Annotated in this window: 19 protein-coding genes, 2 rRNA genes and 1 pseudogene; 14 read left to right on the top strand and 8 right to left on the bottom strand. The window is 69.2% G+C overall.

The features are described 5' to 3' along the window. The first annotated feature begins 67 nt into the window (after positions 1-67). The 7 genes from IOD16_RS06000 (at position 68) to IOD16_RS05970 (ending at position 12,596) form a co-directional block, all read left to right on the top strand. The gene (locus IOD16_RS06000) at positions 68-1,066 is read left to right on the top strand and encodes a hypothetical protein (protein ID WP_201439212.1); all 999 of its coding nucleotides are present in this window, start codon (positions 68-70) and stop codon (positions 1,064-1,066) included. A gap of 168 nt (positions 1,067-1,234) precedes the next feature. Then, positions 1,235-4,918 (top strand): hypothetical protein, encoded by a 3,684-nt coding sequence (locus IOD16_RS05995; RefSeq protein WP_201439211.1) that lies wholly within the window; start codon positions 1,235-1,237, stop codon positions 4,916-4,918. Continuing rightward, on the top strand, positions 4,915-7,563 hold the full coding sequence (pglZ, locus tag IOD16_RS05990; protein WP_201439210.1) for a BREX-2 system phosphatase PglZ: 2,649 nt from the start codon (positions 4,915-4,917) through the stop codon (positions 7,561-7,563). The genes IOD16_RS05995 and pglZ overlap by 4 nt, the downstream gene beginning before the upstream one ends. After that, the gene (gene brxD / locus IOD16_RS05985; RefSeq protein ID WP_201439209.1) at positions 7,560-8,882 is read left to right on the top strand and encodes a BREX system ATP-binding protein BrxD; all 1,323 of its coding nucleotides are present in this window, start codon (positions 7,560-7,562) and stop codon (positions 8,880-8,882) included. The genes pglZ and brxD overlap by 4 nt, the downstream gene beginning before the upstream one ends. Further along, positions 8,879-10,993 (top strand): DEAD/DEAH box helicase, encoded by a 2,115-nt coding sequence (locus tag IOD16_RS05980; protein WP_201439208.1) that lies wholly within the window; start codon positions 8,879-8,881, stop codon positions 10,991-10,993. The genes brxD and IOD16_RS05980 overlap by 4 nt, the downstream gene beginning before the upstream one ends. A 428-nt stretch (positions 10,994-11,421) precedes the next feature. After that, positions 11,422-11,823: a hypothetical protein gene (locus IOD16_RS05975; RefSeq protein ID WP_236594774.1), complete on the top strand. Its 402-nt coding sequence runs from the start codon at positions 11,422-11,424 to the stop codon at positions 11,821-11,823. 35 nt (positions 11,824-11,858) lie between these two features. Further along, a complete protein-coding gene (locus IOD16_RS05970) occupies positions 11,859-12,596 on the top strand; it encodes a DUF72 domain-containing protein (protein ID WP_201441222.1) in 738 nt (245 codons plus the stop codon). A 29-nt stretch (positions 12,597-12,625) separates the two neighbouring features. On the opposite strand, the gene IOD16_RS40870 is transcribed toward IOD16_RS05970, so the two are convergent. The 3 genes and pseudogenes from IOD16_RS40870 to IOD16_RS05960 form a co-directional block, all read right to left on the bottom strand. After that, positions 12,626-12,898 carry an arylamine N-acetyltransferase gene (locus IOD16_RS40870; RefSeq protein WP_268957684.1) on the bottom strand — a complete coding sequence of 91 codons (273 nt, stop codon included), beginning with the start codon at positions 12,896-12,898 and terminating at the stop codon, positions 12,626-12,628. A gap of 71 nt (positions 12,899-12,969) precedes the next feature. Continuing rightward, positions 12,970-13,362 (bottom strand): annotated as a pseudogene (locus tag IOD16_RS40865) (arylamine N-acetyltransferase family protein); the annotation flags it as partial. Positions 13,363-13,396: 34 nt separating this feature from the next. After that, complete coding sequence (locus IOD16_RS05960; protein WP_201439206.1) at positions 13,397-14,068, bottom strand: hypothetical protein; 672 nt, start codon at positions 14,066-14,068, stop codon at positions 13,397-13,399. 60 nt (positions 14,069-14,128) lie between these two features. Between IOD16_RS05960 and IOD16_RS05955 the strand changes: the two genes are divergently transcribed. From IOD16_RS05955 to IOD16_RS05945, 3 genes are all read left to right on the top strand, one after another. Then, positions 14,129-14,977, top strand: coding sequence for a DUF72 domain-containing protein (locus IOD16_RS05955; protein WP_123743288.1), 849 nt, complete (start codon positions 14,129-14,131; stop codon positions 14,975-14,977). A 66-nt stretch (positions 14,978-15,043) separates the two neighbouring features. After that, on the top strand, positions 15,044-15,409 hold the full coding sequence (locus IOD16_RS05950) for a peptidase inhibitor family I36 protein (protein ID WP_123743289.1): 366 nt from the start codon (positions 15,044-15,046) through the stop codon (positions 15,407-15,409). A 106-nt stretch (positions 15,410-15,515) separates the two neighbouring features. Next, a complete protein-coding gene (locus IOD16_RS05945; RefSeq protein ID WP_201439204.1) occupies positions 15,516-16,058 on the top strand; it encodes a hypothetical protein in 543 nt (180 codons plus the stop codon). Between the two features lie 10 nt (positions 16,059-16,068). Here the strand turns inward: IOD16_RS05945 and IOD16_RS05940 are convergent, their stop codons facing one another. Both IOD16_RS05940 and IOD16_RS05935 read right to left on the bottom strand, forming a co-directional pair. Beyond that, a complete protein-coding gene (locus IOD16_RS05940) occupies positions 16,069-17,241 on the bottom strand; it encodes a PP2C family protein-serine/threonine phosphatase (protein WP_236595122.1) in 1,173 nt (390 codons plus the stop codon). Continuing rightward, complete coding sequence (locus IOD16_RS05935) at positions 17,241-17,381, bottom strand: hypothetical protein (RefSeq protein WP_201439203.1); 141 nt, start codon at positions 17,379-17,381, stop codon at positions 17,241-17,243. The genes IOD16_RS05940 and IOD16_RS05935 overlap by 1 nt, the downstream gene beginning before the upstream one ends. 74 nt (positions 17,382-17,455) lie before the next feature. Between IOD16_RS05935 and IOD16_RS05930 the strand changes: the two genes are divergently transcribed. Together IOD16_RS05930 and IOD16_RS05925 are read left to right on the top strand one after the other, a co-directional pair. Then, entirely contained in the window at positions 17,456-18,100 is a 645-nt protein-coding gene (locus IOD16_RS05930) for a hypothetical protein (RefSeq protein WP_148088800.1), read from the top strand. A 23-nt stretch (positions 18,101-18,123) separates the two neighbouring features. Then, positions 18,124-19,158, top strand: coding sequence for a helix-turn-helix domain-containing protein (locus tag IOD16_RS05925; protein ID WP_201439202.1), 1,035 nt, complete (start codon positions 18,124-18,126; stop codon positions 19,156-19,158). On the opposite strand, the gene IOD16_RS05920 is transcribed toward IOD16_RS05925, so the two are convergent. Next, complete coding sequence (locus IOD16_RS05920) at positions 19,139-19,978, bottom strand: NAD(P)H-binding protein (RefSeq protein WP_201439201.1); 840 nt, start codon at positions 19,976-19,978, stop codon at positions 19,139-19,141. The two genes, IOD16_RS05925 and IOD16_RS05920, sit on opposite strands and share 20 nt — an antisense overlap. Before the next feature lie 98 nt (positions 19,979-20,076). On the opposite strand from IOD16_RS05920, the gene IOD16_RS05915 reads away from it, so the two are divergent. Both IOD16_RS05915 and IOD16_RS05910 read left to right on the top strand, forming a co-directional pair. Next, on the top strand, positions 20,077-20,988 hold the full coding sequence (locus IOD16_RS05915) for an AraC family transcriptional regulator (RefSeq protein WP_201441220.1): 912 nt from the start codon (positions 20,077-20,079) through the stop codon (positions 20,986-20,988). After that, positions 20,985-21,353 (top strand): nucleotide pyrophosphohydrolase, encoded by a 369-nt coding sequence (locus IOD16_RS05910; protein ID WP_201439200.1) that lies wholly within the window; start codon positions 20,985-20,987, stop codon positions 21,351-21,353. The genes IOD16_RS05915 and IOD16_RS05910 overlap by 4 nt, the downstream gene beginning before the upstream one ends. A gap of 403 nt (positions 21,354-21,756) precedes the next feature. On the opposite strand, the gene rrf is transcribed toward IOD16_RS05910, so the two are convergent. Then, positions 21,757-21,873: ribosomal RNA gene (gene rrf / locus IOD16_RS05905) — 5S ribosomal RNA — on the bottom strand. A gap of 111 nt (positions 21,874-21,984) precedes the next feature. Next, positions 21,985-25,066: ribosomal RNA gene (locus tag IOD16_RS05900) — 23S ribosomal RNA — on the bottom strand. Positions 25,067-25,416: the final 350 nt, after the last annotated feature.

Genomic DNA, 25,416 nt, shown 5'->3' with positions numbered 1-25,416 from the left:
GCCGCTCGTGTGGATCTCAGAGCCTCGCGCCCGGCAGGTCCAGGCTGCCTGCGCTTCGACGGGCAGGTTGTTCGCCGTCGCGAGCCTCGTGCTCGCGACGGCGATCGTGCTGCTCGGCTTGCGCCTTCCGACCGCGTACCACCCGATGAACACGATGGCGTGGATCATCGGCGCGACTTCGGTGTCCACCGTGCTCTACGCCGCCTTGGGCATGACGGGCATCCGATCCCACCTCCAAGGCGGCTACCTCGACACGGCGGGCGCGCGGAGGACCAAGCGTCTGCTGGCGGCGATGTGGGCGACCGCGGTGTTCTTCTCCTCCTTGGCCTGCTTCGCCTTCCTCGGCACGATCGTGAGCCAGGTGGGCGATCCCGAGCACCCGGAGGTGCGCTTCACGGTCGCCATCTGGGCGCACCTGTGCCTGCTGGCCGCGCCGCCGGTGCTGACCGGCGTCCTGTTCTTCGTGGGACGCCGTCTCCTGGATCCCATCCCGCCTGCCGTCCGACACGATGCGCTTCCGAGTGCGGACAGGGCAGGTTTCACGACTTACCCGCTGCCACCGCCGCCCCACCGCCACGTGCGGATCGCGGAGGCGCGTGCGCACGAGGTCCGCAGGGCCTGCGGACGGCTCGGCACCGCGCTGATCACCGCCGGGGTCCTGATGGCCCCGACGATCGTGCTGCTCGGTGACCGGCTGCCGCCGCTCTACCCCGCGCTCGGTTTCCTCAGCTGGACGTTCGCGACCATCGGCGTCGTCCAGGTGTTCATCGCGGCCATCGTGCTCCGAACTGCCCGCCGGCACGTGACGGGAGACCACCTGGACGTGCCTGAGTCGCTGACGACGCTCAGGTCACTGGGTGTGATCTGGGGATTCGGCCTGTTCTGCACGGTGTTCTCCGGTGTCGGCCTGGTACTGGGACTCTCGACGGCGACCGGAGGCCCGGCCGTCCGCTATCCGGCCGTTGCGTGGGTGGTGCTGTCACTCATGGTCACGCCAGGAGTACTCACCGGCGTTGCGTTCTTCGCAGGCCGGCGGCTGTTCACGCCACCGGTCCCCGCACGATGACCAAGCGTCGGCGTTGAGCTGAACGGGTGACACCTGAAACGCCGAAGGTCGTCGGTCCTATAACGACAATCAGGGCCGCCCTCACCGCCGTGCGAGCCTGGTCCGGGTGGGCTGACCGGCACCGATCCGGCCGACTACGGTGGGACGGCTACCGTCGGTTTCGACAGAATGCGAACCAGGGGGTTCTCCAGCGTGACCACCGCCGGGCCGAGCACCGCGCCGCTGCTCCGGGAACTGATCGACATCCCGACGGGCGTCCACCGGGGCGACTTCGTCCTCAAATTGACCGAGGGTGTCGACACCAAGCGCGACCAGGCGCTGAACAGCTACGTCGTCACGCCCCAGCTGCGGGTGGCGTTCGGCGAGGCGCTCGGCCTGATCAAGTCCGCGCTGGACGAACACAGCTCCAAGGCCGCCTACCTGCACGGCTCTTTCGGTTCCGGCAAGAGCCACTTCATGGCGGTGCTGCACGCCCTGCTCGACGGGCACCCCGGCGCGCTGGACCGGGCCGACCTGGCCGAGGTCACGACGCGGCACTCCTGGCTGGGAGTCAAGCGCTTCCTGCTGGTCCCCTACCACCTGACCGGCTCGGAGAGCCTGGAAGCGGCCATCCTGGGCGGCTACGTGGAGCACATCCGCCGCCACGAGCCCGGCAAGAAGATCCCGCAGGTCTACCGCGCCCAAGGATTGCTGGAGGACGCGCGTGGGCTGCGGGAGAAGCTCGGTGACGAGCGGTTCCTCGCCGGGTTCCCCAACGAGGCCGACACCGGCTGGGGCGATCTCGGCCAGGCGATGACCCCGGAGAAGCTGGACGAGGGGTTCGCCGCACCGATCGGCAGCCCGGCGTCCGACGACCTGATCACCAAGGTCATCGAGGCGTACTTCCCGAACTACGTCGACTCGGTGCGGGGCTCGGCCAGCGCGTTCAAGCCGCTCGACCAAGGTCTGTCCGAAATCAGCCGGCACGCCAAGGAACTCGGCTACGACGGCATCGTGCTGTTCCTGGACGAGCTGGTGCTGTGGCTGGCGGGCAAGATCGGCGACCAGGCGTTCATCAGCCGGGAGACGGAGAAGGTCGCCAAGCTGGTCGAGGCAGGTGACGCGCACCGGCCCGCGCCCATCATCAGCTTCATCGCGCGGCAGCGCGACCTGCGCGAACTGGGCATCGGGGCGGAGCGCACCGGCGCCGAGCTCCAGTCGTTCCACGACCGGCTCAACCACTGGGACGGCCGCATCGAGCGCATCACGCTGGAAGACCGCAACCTGCCGCTGATCGCCCAGGAGCGCGTCCTCAAGCCCCTGCCGGGCAAGGAGGAGCAGATGCGACAGGCGTTCCAGCGGACGTTCGCACTGCCGGGCTCCGTGCGGGACGTGCTGATCGGCTCGGGTGACGGCGGTTCGTTCGAGCGGTCCTATCCGTTCAGCCCCGCGTTCATGGACACGCTGGTCCACGTGTCGTCGGCGTTGCAGCGGGAACGCACCGCGCTGCTGCTGATGCGGCAGATCCTGGTCAACCGGCGCGACGACTTCCGCCTCGGCCAGCTCGTGCCGCTGGGCGACCTGTTCGACGCGGTCGCCGACGGTGCGGACCAGCCGTTCACCGAACAGCTCAAGCACGAGTTCGAGGAGGCGCGCACCCTCTACCAGCGCACCCTGCGGCCGATGCTGCTGCGCGACCGCGACCTGCGCGAGGAGCAGGTCGCGGGACAGGCGGACGCGGACCAGGCCGTGCTGCGCGCGTTCCGCAGCGACGACCGCCTGGTGAAGACGCTGCTGCTGGCGGCGCTCGCGCCGGACGTGGAAGCGCTGCGCGACCTCACCGCCCGCAGGCTCGCCGCGCTGAACCACGGCACCATCACCGCGCTGATCCCAGGGCAGGAGGTCGGCGAGGTCGTCCGCCGCCTGCGCAGCTGGGCCAGCCGCGTCGCCGAGCTGCAACTCGGTGAGGGCAGCGACCCGAGCGTGCGGCTCAACCTGGTCGGGGTGAACGTCAACGCGATCCTCGACCGGGTCGTCTCGCTCGACCAGCAGCCCGCGCGCCGCAAGCTGGTCCGCGAACTGCTGTTCTCCGAGTTGGGTGTGACCGACACAGGCACGACCCCCGTCGAGCACCCGGTGGTGTGGCGGGGCAGCCGGCGCACGCTCGAAGTCGTGTACGGCAACGTACGGGACCGCCAGGAGCTGCGCGACGACCTGTTCGAGCCGTCCGTGGACGGCCGCTGGCGGTTGATGCTCGACTACCCGTTCGACCCCGACAACCAGTCCGCGGCCCAGGACCGCATCCGCGTGCTCGAACTGCGGGCGCTGGGGGGCAACCGCCCGGCCGTGGCGTGGCTGCCGGGGTTCTTCACGTCCGACGTGCTGGACAAGCTCGGCAGGCTGATCAAGGTCAACTACCTGCTGGGCGACCGGGCCAGGCTCGAGGAGCACACCCGCACGATCGGGCCGGAGGACCGCAGGCGGGCGCACGACCTGCTGCGCAACCTCCAAAGCTCGCTGCGCAACGAGCTGCGGGACGCGCTGAAGAACGCCTACGGGCTGATCAGCCGCCCGAAAGAGGAGATCGTCCAGGACTGGAACGACCACCTCGTCAGCCTCGACGCGACGGTCAATCCCAAGATCGACGCCGGCCGGTCGTTCGCCGAGGCCCTGCGCTCCCTGGTGGACCAGCTCTACGCGGCGACCTACCCGGACCACCCCGACTTCGACCCGCAGCGCAAGGGCGATGTCGTCCGTGACGTCGACCTCCGCACGACGCTCACTCTCGTCCGGAAGGCCGCCGACGCGCCGGAGGGCCGCATCGAGGTCGATCGCGGTGACCGGGAGGCGCTGCGTCGGATCGCGCACCCGCTCAGGCTCGGCGAGGAGCACAACGGGCCGTTCGTGCTGGGCCGGTACTGGGCCGACGAGCTGGACCGGCGGGCCGCCCAGGAGCACGGCGACGGGGAGCTGACCGTGCGGACCATGCGGGGCTGGCTGCGCCACCTCGGCATGGACCGCGTGGTCGAAAACCTGGTGATCGCCGTGTTCGCCGAGCTGACCCACCGGGCGTGGATGCGCGGCGACCAGCGGATCGACCCGCCGGAGACGCCGAAGGACCTCGCCGACGACATGGTGCTCTACCGGCAGGCCCTGCCCTCGGCGGAGCAGTGGGAGGCGGCCTGCCGGCTCGCGGAGGCTCTCACCGGCAGGTCCCTGCGGACCGCCGTGATCTCCCCGCGTGCCGTGGCGAAATTCTCGCGGGCCGTGCGGGCCAAGGTCGACCAGGTGCGCCTGCCTGCCGTGGAGCTGGTGGAAGTGCTCGACGAGCACGCGGCCCGGCTCGGCCTGGACCGCGACGCGGCCCACGGCCGCTACCGGACGGCCGTCGTCGCGCGTGACCTGGTGACCGGGCTGTACGCGGTGAACGACCCGACCAGGCTGGTCGAGGTGCTCGCGGACGCGGACCTCGGTGGTGTCGAACCGATGCTGGTCAGCAAGTCGCTGGAGTCCGCCGGCGAGGTGGCGGGCGCGTTGCGGACCGCCGACTGGGACATCCTGGACGGGCTCGTCGAGCCCGCCGCCGTCGACGTGGCGGCCGAGCTGCGGGTGGGCGCGAACGCCAACGAGCACGCCGTGCCCCTGCGCAAGGCCCTCGACCAGGCCAAGCGCCGCCTGGTCGCGCTGTTCCGCTCGACGCCACCCACCCCGCCCCCTCCCGTGCCCCCGACTCCTCCGCCGCCGAAGCCCGCGCCCGGTACGCGTCAGGCCAAGGGCAGACTCGGTGACGTCCTCGGCGAGCTGCGGAAGTTCGGCGAGGAGCACCCCGACGCGACCATCGAGGTGACGTTCCGCGTGGTGGAGGGCGGATGACCACGACCGACCTCGACTCCGCGATCGAGAACGCCGTCGTCAGCCGGGTGACCGACATCGTCGAGAAGCTCGACGCGGCGGGCGGCGAAGTCCCGGGGCGAGTCGTGATCGGTGTGCGCACGCGGCGGGAACCGGTGTGGCTCGGACCGGCCGAGGGCGAAGTGCGCGGGCACCCCGTCCGCTACGTCGCCTGCCCGTCCGTGCTGTCCGTGCTGTCCGCGCTGGCCCTACCGCCGGCGGACGGTTCCGCCTACGAGGTGCTGGTCGTGCTCACCGACCGCGACGAGGGCGAGCTGGGCGACGCCGTGATGGCGCGGCTGCACCGGGAGCACCTGCACGAGGTGAGCAAGTACACCCTGCTTCAGGACCTGCTGCGGACCAGGCAACTCGACCCGCGCCTGCGCGGCCGGGACAACGCCTGGCTGGTCGACGCCCTGGTGGAGCTGGCCAGGGCCGGAGGGCTGCCGAACACGACCGGGTTGTCGTTCGGCCGTGACGTGGCGCTGCGCCACGTCGTGCGCAACCGGTTGGCGGTGGACCCCGCGACGCTGGATCTCAGCGCGTTGATCACCGCCGTGGACGACGTGGCGACCGTCACGCGGTGGCGCGAACTCGGGGCCGACGAACGCCGGGGCATCACCGAACACCTCGTGGAACGCCTGGGCCGTGCCGCCGACGTGGTGCTGCGCCTGGCCGCCGCACGGGACGACGTGGTCCCCGAACTCCTTGTCGCCGACGTCCTGACCAGCGCCCCCGAGGACGACGTGACGGCGGCGCGGGCGTTCGGCGCGTTCGCGCACTCGCGGTTCGGGTCCGACGAGCCGTCCCGCGCCGACCTGGGTGTCGCGGCGTCGGCCGCAGTGGAACTCGTCTCCCGCTCCGACGCGCAGCGGGCCTGGCAGCAGGTCCGCCGCGCGGACGCGCTGCTGGCCCAGCTGAACGCCGTGGAGCTGGCGCACCACAGCCGGTTGCTGCCCAGCGGGCTCGCTTCGCGCATGGAGCGCGCGGCGACCACGCTGGGCGAAGCCGACCTGCTGGCCGTCGAGGAGCACCACGGTGCCGGTGACCAGCGGCCACAGGTCCGGAGGTTGCGCGCCGCAGTCCGACTGCGCCGCTGGCTCGACACCTCACCACCCGACATCGCCACGGTGCCGGACGCGCTGCGCCGCCACGCCCGCGACCTCGCGTGGGTGGACGGCGAACTCACCCAGGTTCGTCGCGGCTCGGCGAACCCGGTGGTGGCCAAGGCGCTCGGCCGGATCGCCAAGCGCGCGGGTGCCCGGCGCGGTGAACTCGACCGGCAGTTCGCGCGGGCGTTGCCCGAAGCGGCCTACACCCGCCCGGACGGCGTGATCGCCGTCGAGACCCTCCTGCCCGAAGTCGTCGCCCCACTCGCCCGCAGGCACAAGGTGCTGCTCATCGTGGTCGACGGCATGTCTGGTGCGGCGGCGGCCGAGATCGCCCGTTCGATCGAGGACAACCCGCGGCTCGGCTGGACCGAGGTGGTGCGGTCGCCCGACGGTGGGCGTGAGGCGGTGCTGGCCGCGTTCCCCACCGAGACGACCTACAGCCGGACCTCCCTGCTGACCGCGTCGTTGACCGCCGGCACCGCCGAACACGAGCGGCAGGCTTTCCCCGGACACGACTTCTGGCCACCGCGCACCCGGGCGGTGCTCGTGCACAAAGCGGGGATCGGCGGATCGTCCGGCGCCGACCTCGGCACCGACCTGGACGCCCAGTTCGCGCCGCGCACCGAGCCTCAGGTCGTGGCGGTCGTGCTGAACACGGTCGACGACGCGCTCGGCCGGGGCAGGCAGGCCGACGACCCCGCCTGGGGTTACCGCGATGTCGCGCACCTGCCGGAACTGCTCGACCGGGCCGCCGAGGGCGGCTGGGTCGTCGTGCTCACCAGCGACCACGGCCACGTGCTGGAACACGGTTCCGAACACCGGCCGGACCCCACCGGCGCCGCCCGGTGGCGACTGCCGAACGGCGAACACCAGCCCGACGAAGTGACCCTGACGGGTCCGCGGGTCCTGGTGCCCGGCGGAACGGCGGTCCTCGCCGCCACGGAGGACGTCCGCTACGGCGCGCGCAGCCACGGCTACCACGGCGGCGCCGCCCTGGCCGAGATCGCGATCCCGCTCGTCGTCCTGCTCCCGCCCGGTGTCGAGGAGCTGACCGGGTGGGCGGTGCACTCGCAGGGTCCACCCGATTGGTGGACCGGACGGCAGGCCGCCCCGCAGCCGAAGCCGGCGGCCGCGGCCAAGCGGAAGACGAAGGCGCCCGACACCCAGCCGGACCTCTTCGGTGACGAATCCGCCCCTGTGTCACGTGGCGCGCTGCTGATCAGCGACGAGACGTTCGTCAACACGCACAAGGGCCAGCCGGCCAACAGGGTGCTCAAACCGGAGGTCTTCCGAGACGTGGTGGACGCTGTGCTGGCCGCCGGAGGCAGGATGCCCGTCGCGGACGCCCTCCGCGCCGCGGGCACACCGGGGCGCAATCCTCGCGGATTGGTCGCGGCCTTGGGCCGGGTGTTGAACATCGACCAGTTCCCCGTGGTCGACCTGATCGACAACGGGCGCACGGTAGTGATCAACGAGAAGCTGCTCGACGAGCAGTTCCCCGAGGGGCGTCGATGACTCCGATCAGTCCGGCACGCAGGCGGGCGGTACTGGCGGCACTGCGTCGCGGCACCGTGCCGGAAAGCGGCCTGGACCTGTTCGCCGTCGGGCTCGACCGGCTCGCTCCGACGTTGGACGAGGAACTCGCGTCGTGCGCGTCGGGCGGGGCCGGTTTCAAAGCGGTGCGCGGCGAGTACGGCGCGGGCAAGACGTTCCTCGCCCGGTGGCTCGCCGAGCGCGCCAAAGCTGCCGGGATGGCGGTCAGCGAGGTGCAGGTCTCCGAGACCGAGACCCCGCTGCACCGCTTGGAAACCGTGTACCGGCGTCTGTGCGAGAGCCTGACCACCGCGGTCAGCCCACCCAGTGCGTTCCGCTCGGTGTTGGACGGCTGGATGTTCGCGCTGGAGGAGGACGTCCTCGCCGAAGGTGAAGTCGACGGATCGGACGCCGAGCGCCTCGGCGACGCGGTCGACGCGCTGCTGGAGCTGAGGCTCGGCCAGATCGCCCGCACCACGCCCGGCTACGCCGCGGGCCTGCGCGGCTACCGGAGGGCCGTGGCAACCGGGCAGACCGATACCGCGGACGGGCTCGCGGCCTGGCTCGCGGGCCAGCCGCACGTCGCCGCAGCCGCCAAGCGCACGGCGGGCGTCAAGGGCGATATCGACCACTTTCAGGCGCTGGGCTTCCTCCAAGGTCTGCTGACCGTGCTGCGCGACGCCGGGCACCCGGGGCTGCTGCTGGTGCTGGACGAGATCGAGACCCTGCAACGGGTGCGCGGCGACGTGCGGGAGAAGGGGCTCAACGCCCTGCGGCAACTGCTCGACGAGATCGATGCGGGCCGCTTCCCCGGCCTGTTCCTGGTGATCACCGGGACACCCGCGTTCTTCGATGGCCAGCAGGGTGTGCAGCGGCTCCCACCGCTGGCGCAGCGACTGGCCACGGACTTCACGACGGACCCGAAGTTCGACTCTCCCCGGGCCGTTCAGCTGCGGCTGCCGGGATTCGACCTTGTCCGGCTCGGCGAGCTCGGACGGGCGGTTCGTGACCTGTACGCGGGCGTCGCACACCATCCCGACCGCGTGTCGTCCGCGGTGGACGACTCCTACATCGCCCAACTCGCCGACGCGGTCACGGGAGGCCTGGGCGGTCAGGTTGGAGTGGCACCGCGGATCTTCCTGCGCAAGCTGGTGGCCGACGTGCTCGACCGCGTGGACGAGCACGACGACTTCGACCCGCGCAGGCACTACGCCCTCACCCTGACGCAGTCGGAGCTGACGGAGGTCGAGCGGAACGCTGCGGCGCGATCCGCCGACGACATCGAGCTGGACCTGCCGTGACCACCGGCCTCGACGGTCTGCACCCGGTGCTGGTGCACCACATCGTCAACACGCTCGAGTGGCGGTCGTTGCGGCCGTTGCAGGCGGGGGCGGTGGGGCCGTTGGTGTACGGCGACGACGCCCTCCTGCTGGCACCCACCGCCGGGGGCAAGACGGAGGCCGCGTGCTTCCCGCTCCTCAGCGCCATGGAGATGCACAAGTGGACCGGTCTGTCGGTCATCTACGTGTGCCCGCTCAAGGCACTGCTGAACAACCTGCACCCGAGGCTGGAGGGCTACGCGTCGTGGCTCGGGCGCCGAGTGGGCCTGTGGCACGGCGACACTACGCAGGCCACCCGCCAGAAGATCCTCCGCGATCCTCCGGACATCCTGTTGACCACACCGGAGTCGTTGGAAGCGATGCTCGTCAGCGTCAAGGTGGAACACGGCACGTTCTTCGCCGGGCTCCACGCGGTCGTGGTGGACGAGGTGCACGCGTTCGCCGGTGACGACCGCGGATGGCACCTGCTGGCCGTGCTGGAGCGGCTGACGAGAGTGGCCAGGCGGCAGGTCCAGCGGATCGGGCTCTCCGCGACCGTCGGCAACCCGCACGACCTGCTGGCTTGGTTGCAGGGTTCCGGGCGTGGCACGCGGCCGGCGAAGGTGATCGCGCCTGGCGTCACCCGTGCGCCGGTGAACCCGGCCTCGGTCGGTGGGATCGAGCTGGACTACGTGGGTTCCGTGTCCAACGCGGCCACGGTGATCTCCTCGCTGCACCGGGGCGAGAAGCGGCTGGTGTTCTGCGACTCGCGTCAGCTGGTGGAAGAGCTGGGGGCAGCACTGCGCAGTCGCGGAGTCACCACGTTCCTGTCCCACGCGTCCCTTTCCGTGGACGAACGGCGGCGAGCCGAACTCGCCTTCGCCGAAGCCCGCGACTGCGTGATCGTGTCCACCAGCACACTGGAGCTGGGCATCGACGTGGGTGATCTCGACCGGGTCATCCAGATCAACGCGCCTGGTTCCGTGGCGTCGTTCCTGCAGCGCCTCGGACGCACCGGTCGCCGGGCTGGAACGGTGCGGAACTGCCTGTTCCTCGCCATCAGGCGCGATCAGGTGCCCTGGGTGGCAGGGCTGCTCCTGCTGTGGAGCAGGGGCTTCGTCGAACCGGTCGAAGCGCCGCCACAGCCGCGGCACATCGTCGCGCAACAATTGCTGGCGCTGGCGCTCCAGGAGAACCGCATCGGCGACCGGCTGTGGGTGGAGGGATGGAACGGTCTGGCGCCGTTCGACCGTGGCTCCGAACCGATCCTGCGGCACCTGGTTGACCACGGCTTCCTCGACCGGGACGGGGACATGCTGTTCATCGGGCCGGCGGCGGAACAGCGCTTCGGACGCAGGCACTTCATGGACATGACGGCGGTGTTCACCGCGCCACCGCAGTTCACCGTTCTGCACGGTCGTCGTGAAATCGGGCGCACCGACCCGGCCCTGCTGACCGAGAAGATCGAGGGCCCCCGGCTGCTGCTGCTGAGCGGGCGGAGCTGGAAGGTCGGCTGGATCGACTGGAAGCGCCGCCGCTGCTTCGTGGAGGAGGCCACGGGTGGGGGCAAGGCCCGCTGGCACACGCCAGGCCTGGGCGGTGCCTCGATGGAGCTCAGCCGCGCCGTGCGAGACGTGCTGCTGGGCAGCGACCCGCCGGTGACGATGACGCAACGGGCCCAGCGCGCGTTGGTCGAGGAGCGAGAGGGTGCCGGCAGCACCGTCCATCCCGGCGGAACGGTCGTGGCCCGTGACGGCGCGGACGTCCGCTGGTGGACCTGGGCGGGATACCGGGCGAACGCCACGCTCGCCTCGACGCTGTCCGCGCTGACCGACGCCGGACAGCGCGTCGACGACGCGTCGATCCGGCTCCGCACGGACGTCACCGTGGACCTGTGGCGGGCGTCGCTGGTCGACGCGGCCGAGCGTTTGTGCCTGCCGGAGGTCGACGAGCGGGCGTTGCAGGGCCTCAAGTTCAACGAGGCACTACCGCACACCCTGGCGACGGCGACGCTGGCGGCGCGCCTGGCCGACCTGGACGGCGCGGCATCGGTACTGACGGAACCGAGCCGTTTCACCATCATCGGCGGTTAACGCCCCTCTTCAATCCGTGCGCAGGACTCCGGGGGAGCCGAGCGGCCACCGTCCGTGGAACGTGGAACCCGGGAAGCGGGTCCCCGACGCACCCGAATCGCACTGCTGGGCACGTGACGAGCGCGGCTTCAGGCAAGCCGGACCGGCGGTGGAGAAGCCCGCGGCGCGAACTTCTACGAGCCGATCAGGAACAGGTGCCGGGTGCTGGTCACACGCGGGATTGCGCAGGTCGAGCGGCTGTTCCAGGGGGGAACAGCACGCTGAGGGCAGGCGGCAGTGTCTCTCGGTGTCCGAGGTACTAGTGCGTGCGAGTGCTCTGGCCGCGCAGGCGGGTGAGGGGTGCTCACTACGCGGTTCGACGCACGATCTTCAGTGTCATGACGTCGCAACGACGAAGAGCGCGCGCCCGCCGGCCACGGCCCGACCCGGTGCGAGTCGAGGAGTTGGTCGCCTACCTCCGCGCGGACCGGGCGTGGCGGGACGAGGTGGCCAAGCGGCTCGTGTCGAGGTTGGACCAGCGGCTCGTGCGGGCGGCGCGGGCGTACGGGTGCCGGCCCATCGCGCACGTGGCGGAGGAGTTGGACAGCCAGGCGTGCGTCGACTACGGGCCCGGTGTGCCCTACCAGCTCGCGAAGGCGGTGTACGGGCAGGTGCGGTTGCGGGGTGCGGCGCGGTTGCGGCAGACGGCGCGCAGCCTGCGGGTGCTCGGCGTGTACCTGTGCGGCAACGACCTGGCCGGCTGCCCGTGCACGGAAGCGTTGGCGCGTGATCCGCAACAAGCGCGGGTGGATCGCGTGGTGAGCGGTGCGTTGGACGGCGCGGGCTTCTAGCGGCACACGTTTGGACGGTCACATCGATGGGCAACATCGTCACCGTGGGTGAAATCCGAATCGGCACGTCCGGCTGGCGCTATCCCGAGTGGCGCGGCGGTTTCTACCCGCGCGGATTGCAGCAACGGCTGGAATTGCAGTTCCTGTCACGGCGGCTCGACACGGTCGAGATCAACGGCTCCTTCTACGGGCTGCGCAAACCGACGGACTTCAAGTCGTGGTTCGAACGCACCCCCGAGAACTTCGTGTTCGCCGTCAAAGGACATCGGGAGATCACGCACACCAAGCGATTACGCGACGTCGCCAAGGACGTGGAGGAGTTCTTCGACTCCGGTGTCCTGGACCTCGGGCCGAAGCTCGGACCGATCCTGTGGCAGCTGCCGCCGTCGCTGCCGTGGCGGCCCGAGCGGTTCGCCGCGTTCCTGGACCTGCTGCCGGGCCCGCCGGTCCGGCACGCGATCGAGGTGCGGCACCCGAGCTGGGACACGCCCGAACTGGTGGAGGTGCTGGCGCGGCACGGCATCGCGCTCGTCGTCGCCGAATCCGCCGGCCGTTTCCCGGAGCCGCACGAGCTCACCACCGACTTCGTCTACGCCCGCCTGCACGGTGACGAGGAGCTGTACGTCAGCGCGTACTCCGACCAGGCCCTGGACCGCTGGGCGTCCCGGTTCCGCGAGTGGTCGGCCGCGCGTGACGTGTACGTCTACTTCGACAACACGATGGGCGGCGCCGCGCCGTTCGACGCCCTCGCGCTCGCCGAGCGCCTCGGCTGAGCCGGGACCGGTCCGGACCGGAGCCGGTCTCAGCCGAGCCGGGGCACGCGGTCCAGCACGACGCCGAAGTGCTCGGCGTAGGCGTCCAGCAGCGCGTCGTCGTCCAACTCCTCGACCGCCTTGTCGCCACCGGTCGTGGTGATCAGCTTGTTCCCGGCGATGGTGACCCGCCCGGTCGCCGTGGGCAGCGAGCAGGTCGCGCCACGCCGGAACGGCGACCCCGGCCACGTCTGCTGGTACCAGCACGTGGCGCGGAACTCCTCCAGCGCGCGCGGGCGCAGTTCGAGGCGGTACTGGGGCACGCCGTCGAACAGGACGTCCACGTCCCCTCAGGTGTGTCGACCAGCCGGAACACCCCGGCGGGATCACCCTGGTCGTCCCGGCTGACCAGGTCCAACGGCCGCAGGCTGAACCGGCCGAAACCGACGTCCACCAGCAGATCGCCCACGCGCAGCGCCATGTGGTCGAACGGCGGCCCGAACCCGCCGTCCACGAACACCTTCGCCGACAGCATCTGCACGTCGTGCCCCAACGCCCTCGACAGCGCCGCGAACGCGCCGTTGAGCTCGTAGCAGAACCCACCACGCCGCCGGTCGACGACCTTGCCGACCAGCAGGTCCTCGTCGAGCACGATCTCCTCGCCGAGGTGGATGCTCAGGTTCTCGAAGGGCACCGAGGCGAGGTGCAGCTCGTGCAGCTCGACCAGGGTGTTGGCGCGCGTCGCGCCGATCCTGGCCAGGTAGGCGTCAAGCGTCCGGTCGTCCATGCCCACCAACCTGCACCATCGAGCGCGGTGGAGGTCAAGCGGACCCGCCCCATCGAGCTTCGACCGAACCGTCGTCGCACACGAAGAACACCGACAGGCGCATGGTGGCCACCGTCGTCTCGATCGTGCGGATCAACGAGCGGTAGGTCGGCACGTCCGGGAACGCGAACGCCACCTCGTCGTCCGGGTGCTCCTGCCTGAGCTGGAGCACTTTCACGACCGCGCCGCCGAACCACACGCGGGCTTGGGTGGCGGGCTGCGTCGGTTTGACCTCGTGCGCGCGTCGGGGGTCGGCGTAGGAGGTCGACGGGTAGCCCTTCACCTCGATGTGCAGCCCGACACCGGCGCGTTCGGCGCGGACGTCGGTGCCGCGCTCCCGGGAGGCGGTGTCCGCGACCCGCAGCACCCGCCACCCCTCGCCGACCAACCACGCGACGACCCGGTCCTGGACTGCCCCCTCCTCACGTGCCGCCTCTGCGGCACTGGCCCGCGGCGGCGGGGTGCGCTCCGGCCGGTCGGGGGTGTGCAAGCGGTTGCGGATGGGCCGGACCAGGTCGTTCCGCCCGATGCGTCCTTCCCTGGCCAACATGCGGCAGTAGATGTTCGCCTGCGCGTGGTTGGTGTGCAGCGCGGCCGCGATCTCGGCGTCGGACAACCCCTCGGGGTGTTCGGCGAGCAGCTGCAGAACGCGGTCGGTGAAGCTCACACCGGCATGGTCCCACCGGGGCGCGGGGTACGCCGGAGATCATCCGGGTACCCGGCGCACGTGGCCGGCGAGGTACGGATCGGGACATCAGGGTGGGTCTACCCGACGTGGCGGGGTGCGTTCTACCCGAAGGGCCTGGTGCAGCGGCGGGAGTTGGAGCACATTTCCGGGCTCATGTCGTCGGTCGAGTTGAACGGGTCGTTCTACTCGTTGCAGCGGCCGTCGAGCTACCAGGCGTGGGCGCGGCAGACGCCGGAGGACTTCTTGTTCGCGGTCAAAGGCGGGCGATTCATCACGCACCTCAAGCAGTTGCGGGACGTGGAGGTCCCGTTGGCGAACTTCTTCGCCTCCGGGATGCTCGCCCTCGGCCCCAAGCTCGGGCCCGTGCTGTGGCAGTTGCCCCCTTCGACGGCCTACGACCCGGACCGCCTCACCACGTTCTTCAACCTCCTGCCCCGCACGACCACCGCCGCGGCCGAGCTCGCCGAACGGCACGACGAACGCCTGTCCCCGGACCGCGCCTGGACCACCACCGACGCCGACCGGCCCCTGCGGCACGCGCTGGAGGTCCGGCACCCGACGTTCCTGGTGCCGGAGTTCCTCGACCTGCTCCGCGCGCACGGCATCGCGCTCGTCGTCTCCCACTCCGCCGGCCGGTTCCCGTACCTCGAAGACGTCACGGCGGACTTCGCCTACGTCCGGCTGCACGGCAACCAGGCCTTGTACGTCGGCAGCTACACCGACGACGAGCTGGACGAGTGGTCGGCGAAGATCCGCGGGTGGGCCGCCGAGCACGACGTCCACGTCTACTTCGACAACGACACGGACGCCGCCGCCCCGCACGACGCCCTCCGCCTCGCCGCTCACCTCGCCCGGCCCAAACCCCAGCGGGCCCACACGATGAGGTGAACGACGGCCTCCGCGCCGCCACGCCGCCGCCGGCCACAGCACTCTGGTGCGGTGGAGGTGATCCGAATGACGACCCGCACCCTCGTGACCGCGCTGGCCCTCACCGCCGGCGCCCTGACGTCGAGCGGCACCGCCGCGGCGCACCAACCGGGCCCCGCGTGCGACCGGGGCGAGTTCTGCGTGTGGTCGGCCGCCGGCTACAGCGGTGACTCCCACCGCCTCGACCTGGAGTCGGCGAACCCCCGCGAGTGCATCCCGCTGCCCGACGGTTTCGTGGCGCGGTCGTTCGTGAACAACCTGACCCGGGACACGTCCGTCTACCAGCGCGAAACGTGCTCGACCGAGGCCGAGTTCACCACCTACCCGGGCAAGGGCACGTACGTCCCGGACGCGCCGTTCGTGGTCCGGGCGATCCAGGTCTGGGAGCCGTGAGCGAGCCCGCCCCCATGATCATGCACCGCGTCCGACCGGCAACGCCCTGTCACAAGAACCTGCTGACCAGCACACACGAGGTCGTTCCGACCGGATCGGTAGAACCGTGAGCTACCCGCCGCCGCCCCTGCCACCGCGCTACCTGTGGGTCCCGGCGCCGCACGCGCACCGGATCCGCGCGACGTGCCGGTGGGTCGCCGTGCTGCTGATCACCGCCTGCCTCGCGCTGGTCCCGCTGCTGGCCGTGTTCGGCGGGCGACTGCCCCGCGTGCACCCAGCGCTCGGCGTCTTCAGCTGGGCCCTCGTCGGCAGCAGCATGCTCATGGTGGTCCTGACCGGCGTCTTCCTGTTCGCCGCCCGCCGTCACGTGTCGACCGAGCACCTCGACCTCCAGGAAGTCGGCGAGCTGCGGTCCGGGATCGTCGTGGCGTGGACGTCGTCGCTGTTCATGACCACGTTCGCGTTCGTCGGCCTCGCCCTGGGACTGTCCCGGGGCCTGTCGTCGGCGCCGCTCGACCGGGCCGGCCGCGACCTCTCCTGGCCCGCCGTGTGGGTGCTGGTGCTCCTGCTGGCCACACCCCTGGTGCTCACCACCGTCGCCCTGGTCACGGGCCGCCGGTTGTTCAGGCCGCCGACCACCAGGGCGTGACCTGGGGGCGTCAGCCCGCCGGGACGCCGATGGCCAGCACAGCCGTGTCGTCCTCGACGCCCTTGCCGAGCCGCTCCAGCAGACCCACGAGCGCGTCGACGGCGCCCGCCGCGGACACCGGGGTGAGCGTGGCCGCGAACGCCAGCAGCTGCTCCTCGCTGTACCGGGTGTCGCCGCCGGTCCTGGCTTCGATCAGCCCGTCCGTGTACAGCACGAACGTGTCACCGGCGGCCAGGCGAACGGTCGTGGTGACGATCCGCGCGTCGGGCAGGATCCCGATCAGCTGGCCACCGGGCATCGTCACCTCCGTCACCGTGCCGTCCGCCCGCAGCAGCAGGCCGGGCGGGTGGCCGCCGGCGGCCAGGGTGAGCGAGACCCCGTCCTCCTCGACGGTCAGCACGCCGAACGTCACCGTGCAGAACCGCGTCCCCGGCTCCTGGTTGAGCACGGTGTTCAGGTTGGTCAGCACCGTGGCCGGGTCCGGGTCGTACACGGCCGCCGAACGCAGCGTGTAGCGGGTCAGGGACGTCACCGCGGCCGCGTTCGCGCCCTTGCCGCACACGTCGCCGAGGAACAACGCCCACCGCCCGTCGGCCAGCGGGAACAGGTCGTAGAAGTCGCCGCCCACCTCGAACGGCGACGCGTGGTGGTAGTGCGTCGCGGTCTCCACGCCCGGCACGGCGGGCAGCACCGGCGGCAGCAGGGTGCGCTGCAACGTCGTGGCGAGCTGCCGGATCTCGTCGCGTTCCCGCTCGGCGGCCTGCGTGGCGCGCAGCAGCTCCTGTTCGTAGGCGCGGCGGTCGCTGGCGTCGAACACCGTGGTGCGGATCAGCAGCGGTTCGCCGTCACCGCCGGTCTTCACGGTGGAGTTCACCAGCACCGGCAGCCGGGTGCCGTCGGCGGCGACCATCTCCAGCGCCACCCCGCCGATCCGGCCCTGCATCCGCAGCAGCGGCGCGAAGTGCGTCTCGTGGTAGAGCCTGCCGCCGACGCTGAGCAGGTCCGCGAACCGCCGCCGACCCACCAGCTGCTCGCGCGAGTACCCCAACCAGCGCAGCAGCGTCCCGTTCACCTTCGCGATCTGCCCGTCCAGCATGGTGGACAGGTAGCCGCACGGCGCGTTCTCGTAGAGGTCTTCCTCGCTGTCCTCCAGCATCGCCGAGAACGCCTCGCGGTCGCACATCACGCGGCGGCCTCCACGAGGTCGGCCATCACGAGTTCCGCGACCGCGGGATCGGCGACCGCGAAGTCGGGCGAGAGCATCACGACGGGGCCGTCGGCGTCGCCGGTCACGACCGCGTCGCCCCTGCTGTTCACGTCCACGCCCACCATCGTGTCACTTTTACGCGCGCGCACAGGCCGGGAGGATTGTCGGTGGTCGGGGTTACCGTGCCGGCATGAGGATGTCGACCGCCACCGAGCTGACCGCCGAGCACCACGCCCAGCTGGCCGAGCTGGGCCTGCGCACCGACCACCTGGACGAGGCGATCTGGGCCGGGGTCGACGCCCGGGCCTCCGCGCCGCCGCTCGGGCCGACGAACGGCGCCGGCCTGCTCGACTGGATCCACCGGGTCGGCAGACTCCGCGAGGTCCTCGTGGCCGAGGGGTGGACGCGCGTCGACAAGTGGAACGCGGGCCTCGTCCAGCACCCCACCAAACCGGTCGTGCTCGGCACGCTCCAAGGCAACCGCCACACCGGCACACCCGGCGCTCCCCTGCGCAGCGACTACGCCAAGGGCCCGGCCATCGCCGCCATGATGCGCGGCAACGACCGGGACCAGTTCACCCTCTTCGACTCGCTGCACGCGCACGAGTGGAAGCTGTGGTTCCTGGTCACCTACCCGCAGCAGGAAGGTGAACGGCTGGTCGTGCTGCGCGAGGTGGCGCAGCCGGAACCCACGCCGCAGGGCCAGGTCGTGGACCGGTGGGCGCACCGGATCACGTTGCCGCCGCTGGTGTTCGGCCCGCTGCCCGCGCCACGCGACCCGCACGGCCCGGACGGCCCCGACGAGGTGGACGTCACCGTCACGCCGCGCCGGTAGGCGGGTGCGAGAATGGCGCGATCATGCTCACACCCTCCCGCCTCGTCCTCGCCCGGACCCGTCGCGGTCTCACCGCGGTGGAACTGGCGCGCAAGGCGGGCACGAGCCCGGCGAGCATCGGCGACTACGAGCACGGCCGCCGCCAACCACGACCGGCCACTACCGCCCGGCTCACCGAGGCCCTGGGCTTCCCGCCGGGTTTCCTCGAAGCCGACGACGTGCCCGACGTCGAGGTGGCGTTCACCAGACCGGCGGCCAAGCGGCAGCGGGACGCCGCGGTGGGCGCCGCCCGCCTGGCCATCGGCTTCGACGGCTGGCTGACCCGCGCGTTCACCCTCCCCGAGCCGGACGTGCCGACGTGGGAGCACCCCGACCCGGAGACCGCCGCCGAGGTGCTGCGCGCCCGCTGGGGCATCCCGCACCGGCCCGCGCCGAACCTGGTGCACCTGCTGGAGGCGCACGGCGTGCGGGTCTTCTCCCTGCCGCCGGACTGCGCCGCGGTCGGCCCGTTCTCCTGCCGCCACGCCGGCACCCCGTACGTCTTCCTCGACCCGACGGCTACACCGGGTCAGGCCCGCGTCGACGCGGCCCGCGAGCTCGGCCGGTTGACCCTCGGGCCGCTGACCGGGGCGGCGGAGGCGCAAACGTTCGCCACCGCGTTCCTGCTGCCCCGGGCCGGGGTGCTGGCCGCCGTGGCCCGAGGGCCGCTGACCGAGCAGGTCGTCGCGCACAGCGCCACCTGGCACGTCGACCCGGTGGACCTGGCGCACCGGCTGCGGGAACTCGGCCTGCTGACCCGGCCGCAGCACGCGACCGTGTGCGCCCAGCTGGCCCGCCGTGCGGCGGGGATGGCTCACCGCGAGACGTCCCAGCTGCTCACGAAGGTCTTCCGGGCCCTGCGCGCCCAGGGCACCACGCCGCACGGTGTCGCCCGTGAACTCCTGCTGGACGTGGAAGAGCTGAACGGGCTCGTGTTCGGCCTCGTGCTCACGGCGCTGCCCGGTGAGGGCGGTCCGGCCGGCGCCGCGAGGGCGAACCTCACCCTCGTTCGGGGATAGCCCAGGCGGCGGCCGCTTCCTTCGCGTAGTCGCCGAACAGCCGCCCGTCGTGCCCCAGCACCGAGGGCACGCCGTCGGACAGGGCCGCGTCGTGGCCGTCGAGGATCGCGATCAGGGACGTGGTCAGCACCTCGGCGTAAGCGTCCTCGATGCCGCCCTGCACCAACATGGCGGTGTAGTCGGCTGCGGGGACGTCCGTGATGCGGACCGACCGGCCCGAGACCTCGCCGACACGGGCCACGACGTCGACGAACGTCAACGCTTCCGGGCCGGACAGCTCGTAGGTGACGCCGGCGTGCCCGTCCTGGGTCAAGGCGGCGACGGCGACGTCGGCGATGTCCTGCGCGTCGATGAACGGGTGGGGGCCGTAGTTGCTGCTGGTGTTGGTGGCGTTGCTGCCGGCTGGGAGCACGATCTCGCCGGCCAGGATCTCCGGCAGGAAGTAGTCCTCGCTGAAGTTCTGCGAGAACCACGTCGGTCGCAGGACCGTCCAGTCCACACCGGACTCCCGCACCGCGCGCTCACGGCCGTCGTCCGCCGGGATGCCGCGTGCCGACAACAGGACGATCCGCCGCACCCCTGCTTCCACGGCTTGCGGCACGAACTCCGCCACCTCGGCGGCCTCCAGGTTCAACGCCGGTGGCACGAGGTACACGGCGGTGGCGCCTTCGAGCGCACGCGCCCAAGTGGATCGGTCCGACCAGTCGAAGCGGATCTCCGTGCGGCGGGACACGGCGCGGTAATCGACACCGAGAGCGTCGAGTGGGGGAACGACACGGCGGCCGGTCTTGCCGGTCGCGCCGAGAACCAGGATCGTCATGCCACCAGACAACCAAGATCGTGCTGGACGGAACATGGCTCACCGTCCCGGATGCATGTTCAATCGTCTACATGGACGACGTGGCTCAGGTGGCTGGTGTGGACGCTCTCGCCGATCTCCTGCGAGGCCTGCGCGCACGACGCGCCGAGGTGTGCCGCTCGTTCGCCTCACCGCCGTGGGCGCTGGCGTTCACCGAGACGACACCGTTCACGCTCGTCGCCGCCGTGCGTGGCGACACGTGGCTGCTGGCCGAAAACGACACCCCGGTGCTGCTGCGGCCGGGCTCGCTCGCGCTGATCCACGGACCGCAGCGGTTCGTGCTCGCCGACGACCCGTCCACACCGCCTCAGCTCGAGGTCCGCGAGGTGGACTGCGAGCAGTGGCTCGTCGGCACCCGCACCTACGGCCTCTCCGGTGACGGCGACACCCTGGTGGTCACCGCCGCCTACTCCGTCGAGGGTGACGTCGCGGCACGGCTGCTGAAAGCGCTGCCGTCGACGTTCGTCGTGCCGTGCGACGAGGAGCACTGCCCCACCGTGGAGGTGCTCGCCGCGGAGGTGGCGAAGGACCAGACCGGGCAGGACATCGTCCTCGAACGGCTGCTGGACCTCCTGCTCGTGTACGCGCTGCGCGAGTGGTTCGACCGGCCCGGCTCGAACACGCCCGCGTGGTACCGGGCATTGGGTGACGAGACCGTAGGTCCGGCCTTGCGGGCGATGCACGACGAGCCACAGCGCGCTTGGACCGTCGCCGAACTCGCGGCCCGCGCAGGAGTGTCACGGACGGCGTTGGCTCGAAGGTTCACCGCGCTGGTCGGCGTTCCGCCGCTCACCTACCTGACCCAGTGGCGCATGGACGTCGCCGCGGACCTGCTGGGCAAGCCGGACGCCACGATCGGGTCCGTGGCACGGGCGGTCGGTTATGCGGACGGGTTCGCGTTCAGCACCGCGTTCAAACGGGTACGGGGCGTGCGGCCCAGCGACCACCGTGTGGTAGCTCTGCGGGCATGACTTCTGCGGGTGAGTTGAAAGAGCTGCGAGACGCGCTGCGCCGGTTCGCCGCCGCACGCGGCTGGGACGAGTACCACACGCCGAAGAACCTGGTGATGGCGTTGTCCGGGGAAGTCGGCGAGCTGACCGACCTGTTCCAGTGGCTCACGCCCGAGCAGGCCGCGCACGCGATGGACGACCCCGAGCTGGCGTGGAACGTGCGCGACGAGCTGGCCGACGTCATGCACTACCTGGTGCGGCTGGCCGACAAGCTGGACGTCGACCTCGTCGAGGCCGCGTACGCCAAGATCGAGCGCAACGAGCACCGCTTCCCGACCGGTGACCTGAAGCCGGTGGACGTCCCGAAGTCCGCGGGCGGGCATTGATGGCGGCGGGCTAGACGTAGGTCAACAACAACAAGATCAAGGAGATGAGGACCACCAGGCCGAGGACGAGCGAAGGCCACATCGGTGTGTCCGAGGCGAGGCGGGCACGTGCGTGCCTGCCTCTGCTACGTCTGGATGTCCAGCTGGACTGTCTGCGCGCCTGCCAGGGCACCGGCGCCTCCCTCGTCCATCCACCGCCGCTCATGCCGGCTACGGTATGGATGAACAACCCAGGCCAACGGTGCGTCACCCGGTCGCGGCAGACGCGTCGCCCGGATAGCGGTCGAAGCCGCCGGAAAGTGACGGTTCGCCGTGACGTGGAAACCGGCGAGCACCGAGCGGTGCTGAACGCGAAAAAGCCTTCAGGGGCACCCTGTCCGGGTGCCCCTGAAGGCGAAGAATTGTTCGGCGGCGTCCTACTCTCCCACACCCTCACGAGTGCAGTACCATCGGCGCTGGAAGGCTTAACTACCGGGTTCGGAATGGGACCGGGTGTTCCCCAACCGCTATGACCACCGAAACACTATGAAATTACCAACCCGTAGGCACCACACCCCACCCCACACAAGGAGTGGACCGTGATGGTCCGGTTCGGTTCTTTCAGAACCGCACAGTGGATGCGTAGCGTCTTCATGACAAGTCCTCGGCCTATTAGTACCGGTCAACTCCAGCCGTTACCGACCTTCCATCTCCGGCCTATCAACCCAATGGTCTCTTGGGGGCCTTAACCCACAAAGGGGTGGGATACCTCATCTAGGAACAGGCTTCCCGCTTAGATGCTTTCAGCGGTTATCCCTTCCGAACGTAGCCAACCAGCAATGCCCTTGGCAGGACAACTGGCACACCAGAGGTCCGTCCGTCCCGGTCCTCTCGTACTAGGGACAGCCTTCCGCAAGTATCCTACGCGCGCGGCGGATAGGGACCGAACTGTCTCACGACGTTCTAAACCCAGCTCGCGTACCGCTTTAATGGGCGAACAGCCCAACCCTTGGGACCTACTCCAGCCCCAGGATGCGACGAGCCGACATCGAGGTGCCAAACCATGCCGTCGATATGGACTCTTGGGCAAGATCAGCCTGTTATCCCCGGGGTACCTTTTATCCGTTGAGCGACCACGCTTCCACAAGCCATGGCCGGATCACTAGTTCCGACTTTCGTCCCTGCTCGACCTGTCGGTCTCACAGTCAAGCTCCCTTGTGCACTTGCACTCGACACCTGATTGCCAACCAGGCTGAGGGAACCTTTGAGCGCCTCCGTTACCCTTTGGGAGGCAACCGCCCCAGTTAAACTACCCACCAGGCACTGTCCCTGATCCGGATCACGGACCGAGGTTAGACATCCAGTACGACCAGAGTGGTATTTCAACGACGACTCCACACTGACTGGCGTCAGCGCTTCACAGTCTCCCACCTATCCTACACAAGCCGAACCGAACACCAATACCAAGCTATAGTAAAGGTCCCGGGGTCTTTCCGTCCTGCCGCGCGTAACGAGCATCTTTACTCGTAGTGCAATTTCGCCGGGCCTGTGGTTGAGACAGTCGAGAAGTCGTTACGCCATTCGTGCAGGTCGGAACTTACCCGACAAGGAATTTCGCTACCTTAGGATGGTTATAGTTACCACCGCCGTTTACTGGCGCTTAAGTTCTCAGCTTCGCCCCGAAAGACTAACCGGTCCCCTTAACGTTCCAGCACCGGGCAGGCGTCAGTCCGTATACATCGTCTTGCGACTTCGCACGGACCTGTGTTTTTAGTAAACAGTCGCTTCTCGCTGGTCTCTGCGGCCGAAAAATCCTAGCCCGCAAGGGGCTTCAAATCCCTCGGCCCCCCTTCTCCCGAAGTTACGGGGGCATTTTGCCGAGTTCCTTAACCACAGTTCGCCCGATCGCCTCGGTATTCTCTACCTGACCACCTGTGTCGGTTTGGGGTACGGGCCGCATGAACACTCACTAGAGGCTTTTCTCGGCAGCATGGGATCACTCTACTTCGCCTCAATCGGCTATGCATCACGTCTCAGCCTTGACGATGTGCGGATTTGCCTACACACCGGCCTACACGCTTACACCAGTACTACCACTCACTGGCGGAGCTACCCTCCTGCGTCACCCCATCGCTTGACTACTACAAGTTCAGGTCCCGCGCTCCACATCGCCCCTCATCCGAAGAATCAGAGCGGGCTTCGGGCGGTTAGTATCACAAGGTTCGCCATGGGCGCGTTCACACGGGTACGGGAATATCAACCCGTTGTCCATCGACTACGCCTGTCGGCCTCGCCTTAGGTCCCGACTTACCCTGGGCGGATTAGCCTGGCCCAGGAACCCTTGGTCATCCGGCGGACGAGTTTCTCACTCGTCTTTCGCTACTCATGCCTGCATTCTCACTCGTCCAGCCTCCACACCTGGATCACTCCGGCGCTTCAATGGCTGAACGACGCTCCCCTACCCATCCCAGCATGACACTGAAATGACACGGCTTCGGCGGTGTGCTTGAGCCCCGCTACATTGTCGGCGCAGGACCACTTGACCAGTGAGCTATTACGCACTCTTTAAAGGGTGGCTGCTTCTAAGCCAACCTCCTGGTTGTCTGGGCGACCCCACATCCTTTCCCACTTAGCACACACTTAGGGGCCTTAGCCGGCGTTCTGGGCTGTTTCCCTCTCGACTACGAAGCTTATCCCCCGCAGTCTCACTGCCGCGCTCTCACGTACCGGCATTCGGAGTTTGGTTGATTTCGGTAAGCTTGTGGGCCCCCTAGACCATCCAGTGCTCTACCTCCGGCACGAAACACACGACGCTGCACCTAAATGCATTTCGGGGAGAACCAGCTATCACGGAGTTTGATTGGCCTTTCACCCCTAACCACAGCTCATCCCCCAGGTTTTCAACCCTGGTGGGTTCGGGCCTCCACGCGGTCTTACCCACGCTTCACCCTGGCCATGGCTAGATCACTCCGCTTCGGGTCTAGACCACGCGACTGGAACGCCCTATTCGGACTCGCTTTCGCTACGGCTACCCCACACGGGTTAACCTCGCCACGCAGCACTAACTCGCAGGCTCATTCTTCAAAAGGCACGCCGTCACCCCGAAAGGCTCCGACGGATTGTAGGCACACGGTTTCAGGTACTATTTCACTCCCCTCCCGGGGTACTTTTCACCTTTCCCTCACGGTACTAGTCCGCTATCGGTCACCAGGTAGTATTCAGGCTTAGCGGGTGGTCCCGCCAGATTCACAGCGAATTTCACGAGTACGCTGCTACTTGGGAACACTGTAAGGAGACGGTGAGTTTTCGCGTACGGGACTCTCACCCTCTACGGCCACGCTTTCCAGACGCGTTCCGCTAACGACACCGTTTTATGACTCCTTGTCAGTCCGGCAGAACTGACGAACAGGTCCCACGACCCCGTACACGCAACCCCTGCCGGGTATCACACGAATACGGTTTAGCCTCTTCCGCTTTCGCTCGCCACTACTCACGGAATCACGGTTGTTTTCTCTTCCTGCGGGTACTGAGATGTTTCACTTCCCCGCGTTCCCTCCACACGCCCTATGTGTTCAGGCGTGGGTGACCCCACATGACTGGGGCCGGGTTTCCCCATTCGGATACCCTTGGATCTCAGCTCGGTTGACAGCTCCCCAAGGCTTTTCGCAGTCTCCTACGTCCTTCATCGGCTCCTGGTGCCAAGGCATCCACCGTGTGCCCTTAATAACTTGCCACAAAGATGCTCGCATCCACTGTGCAGTTCTCAAAGAACAACCAGACACCATCCCACTACTGCCCACGCCTACCCGATCCGAAGACCAGCGGTTCGCGGACGGAGACCGTCCTGTCGTTTCTCGCTGAAAGAGACACTCACGTGTTCCCTCAGGACCCAACAGCGTACCGAACAGAAGACTCGAACCCTCGGGAGACCCTTCCACGCCCTTACGGACAGTACTAACTCCCCGGACAATCCCAGATTCTGTATATAGCCAGCATCCACATCATTGAGCAACCATCCGACGATCATTCGCCGCCGGCATGGCTCTCCACAGGCCCTCCGAAGAGAACCGGTGAGGAATGCTCC

Source organism: Saccharothrix sp. 6-C, assembly GCF_016695385.1.
Lineage (GTDB): Bacteria > Actinomycetota > Actinomycetes > Mycobacteriales > Pseudonocardiaceae > Actinosynnema > Actinosynnema texasense.
Note: the sequence above shows the minus strand (reverse complement) of the source record. Positions and strands in the feature narration are given on the sequence as shown.

Bases quoted from the DNA above. Each gene is read 5' to 3' on its own strand.
- IOD16_RS05995 (WP_201439211.1), top strand. From the start codon at position 1,235: ATGCGAACCAGGGGGTTCTCCAGCGTGACCACCGCCGGGCCGAGCACC.
- pglZ (WP_201439210.1), top strand. From the start codon at position 4,915: ATGACCACGACCGACCTCGACTCCGCGATCGAGAACGCCGTCGTCAGC.
- brxD (WP_201439209.1), top strand. From the start codon at position 7,560: ATGACTCCGATCAGTCCGGCACGCAGGCGGGCGGTACTGGCGGCACTG.
- IOD16_RS05950 (WP_123743289.1), top strand. From the start codon at position 15,044: ATGACGACCCGCACCCTCGTGACCGCGCTGGCCCTCACCGCCGGCGCC.
- IOD16_RS05940 (WP_236595122.1), bottom strand. From the start codon at position 17,241: ATGTGCGACCGCGAGGCGTTCTCGGCGATGCTGGAGGACAGCGAGGAA.
- IOD16_RS05930 (WP_148088800.1), top strand. From the start codon at position 17,456: ATGAGGATGTCGACCGCCACCGAGCTGACCGCCGAGCACCACGCCCAG.
- IOD16_RS05925 (WP_201439202.1), top strand. From the start codon at position 18,124: ATGCTCACACCCTCCCGCCTCGTCCTCGCCCGGACCCGTCGCGGTCTC.
- IOD16_RS05920 (WP_201439201.1), bottom strand. From the start codon at position 19,978: ATGACGATCCTGGTTCTCGGCGCGACCGGCAAGACCGGCCGCCGTGTC.
- IOD16_RS05910 (WP_201439200.1), top strand. From the start codon at position 20,985: ATGACTTCTGCGGGTGAGTTGAAAGAGCTGCGAGACGCGCTGCGCCGG.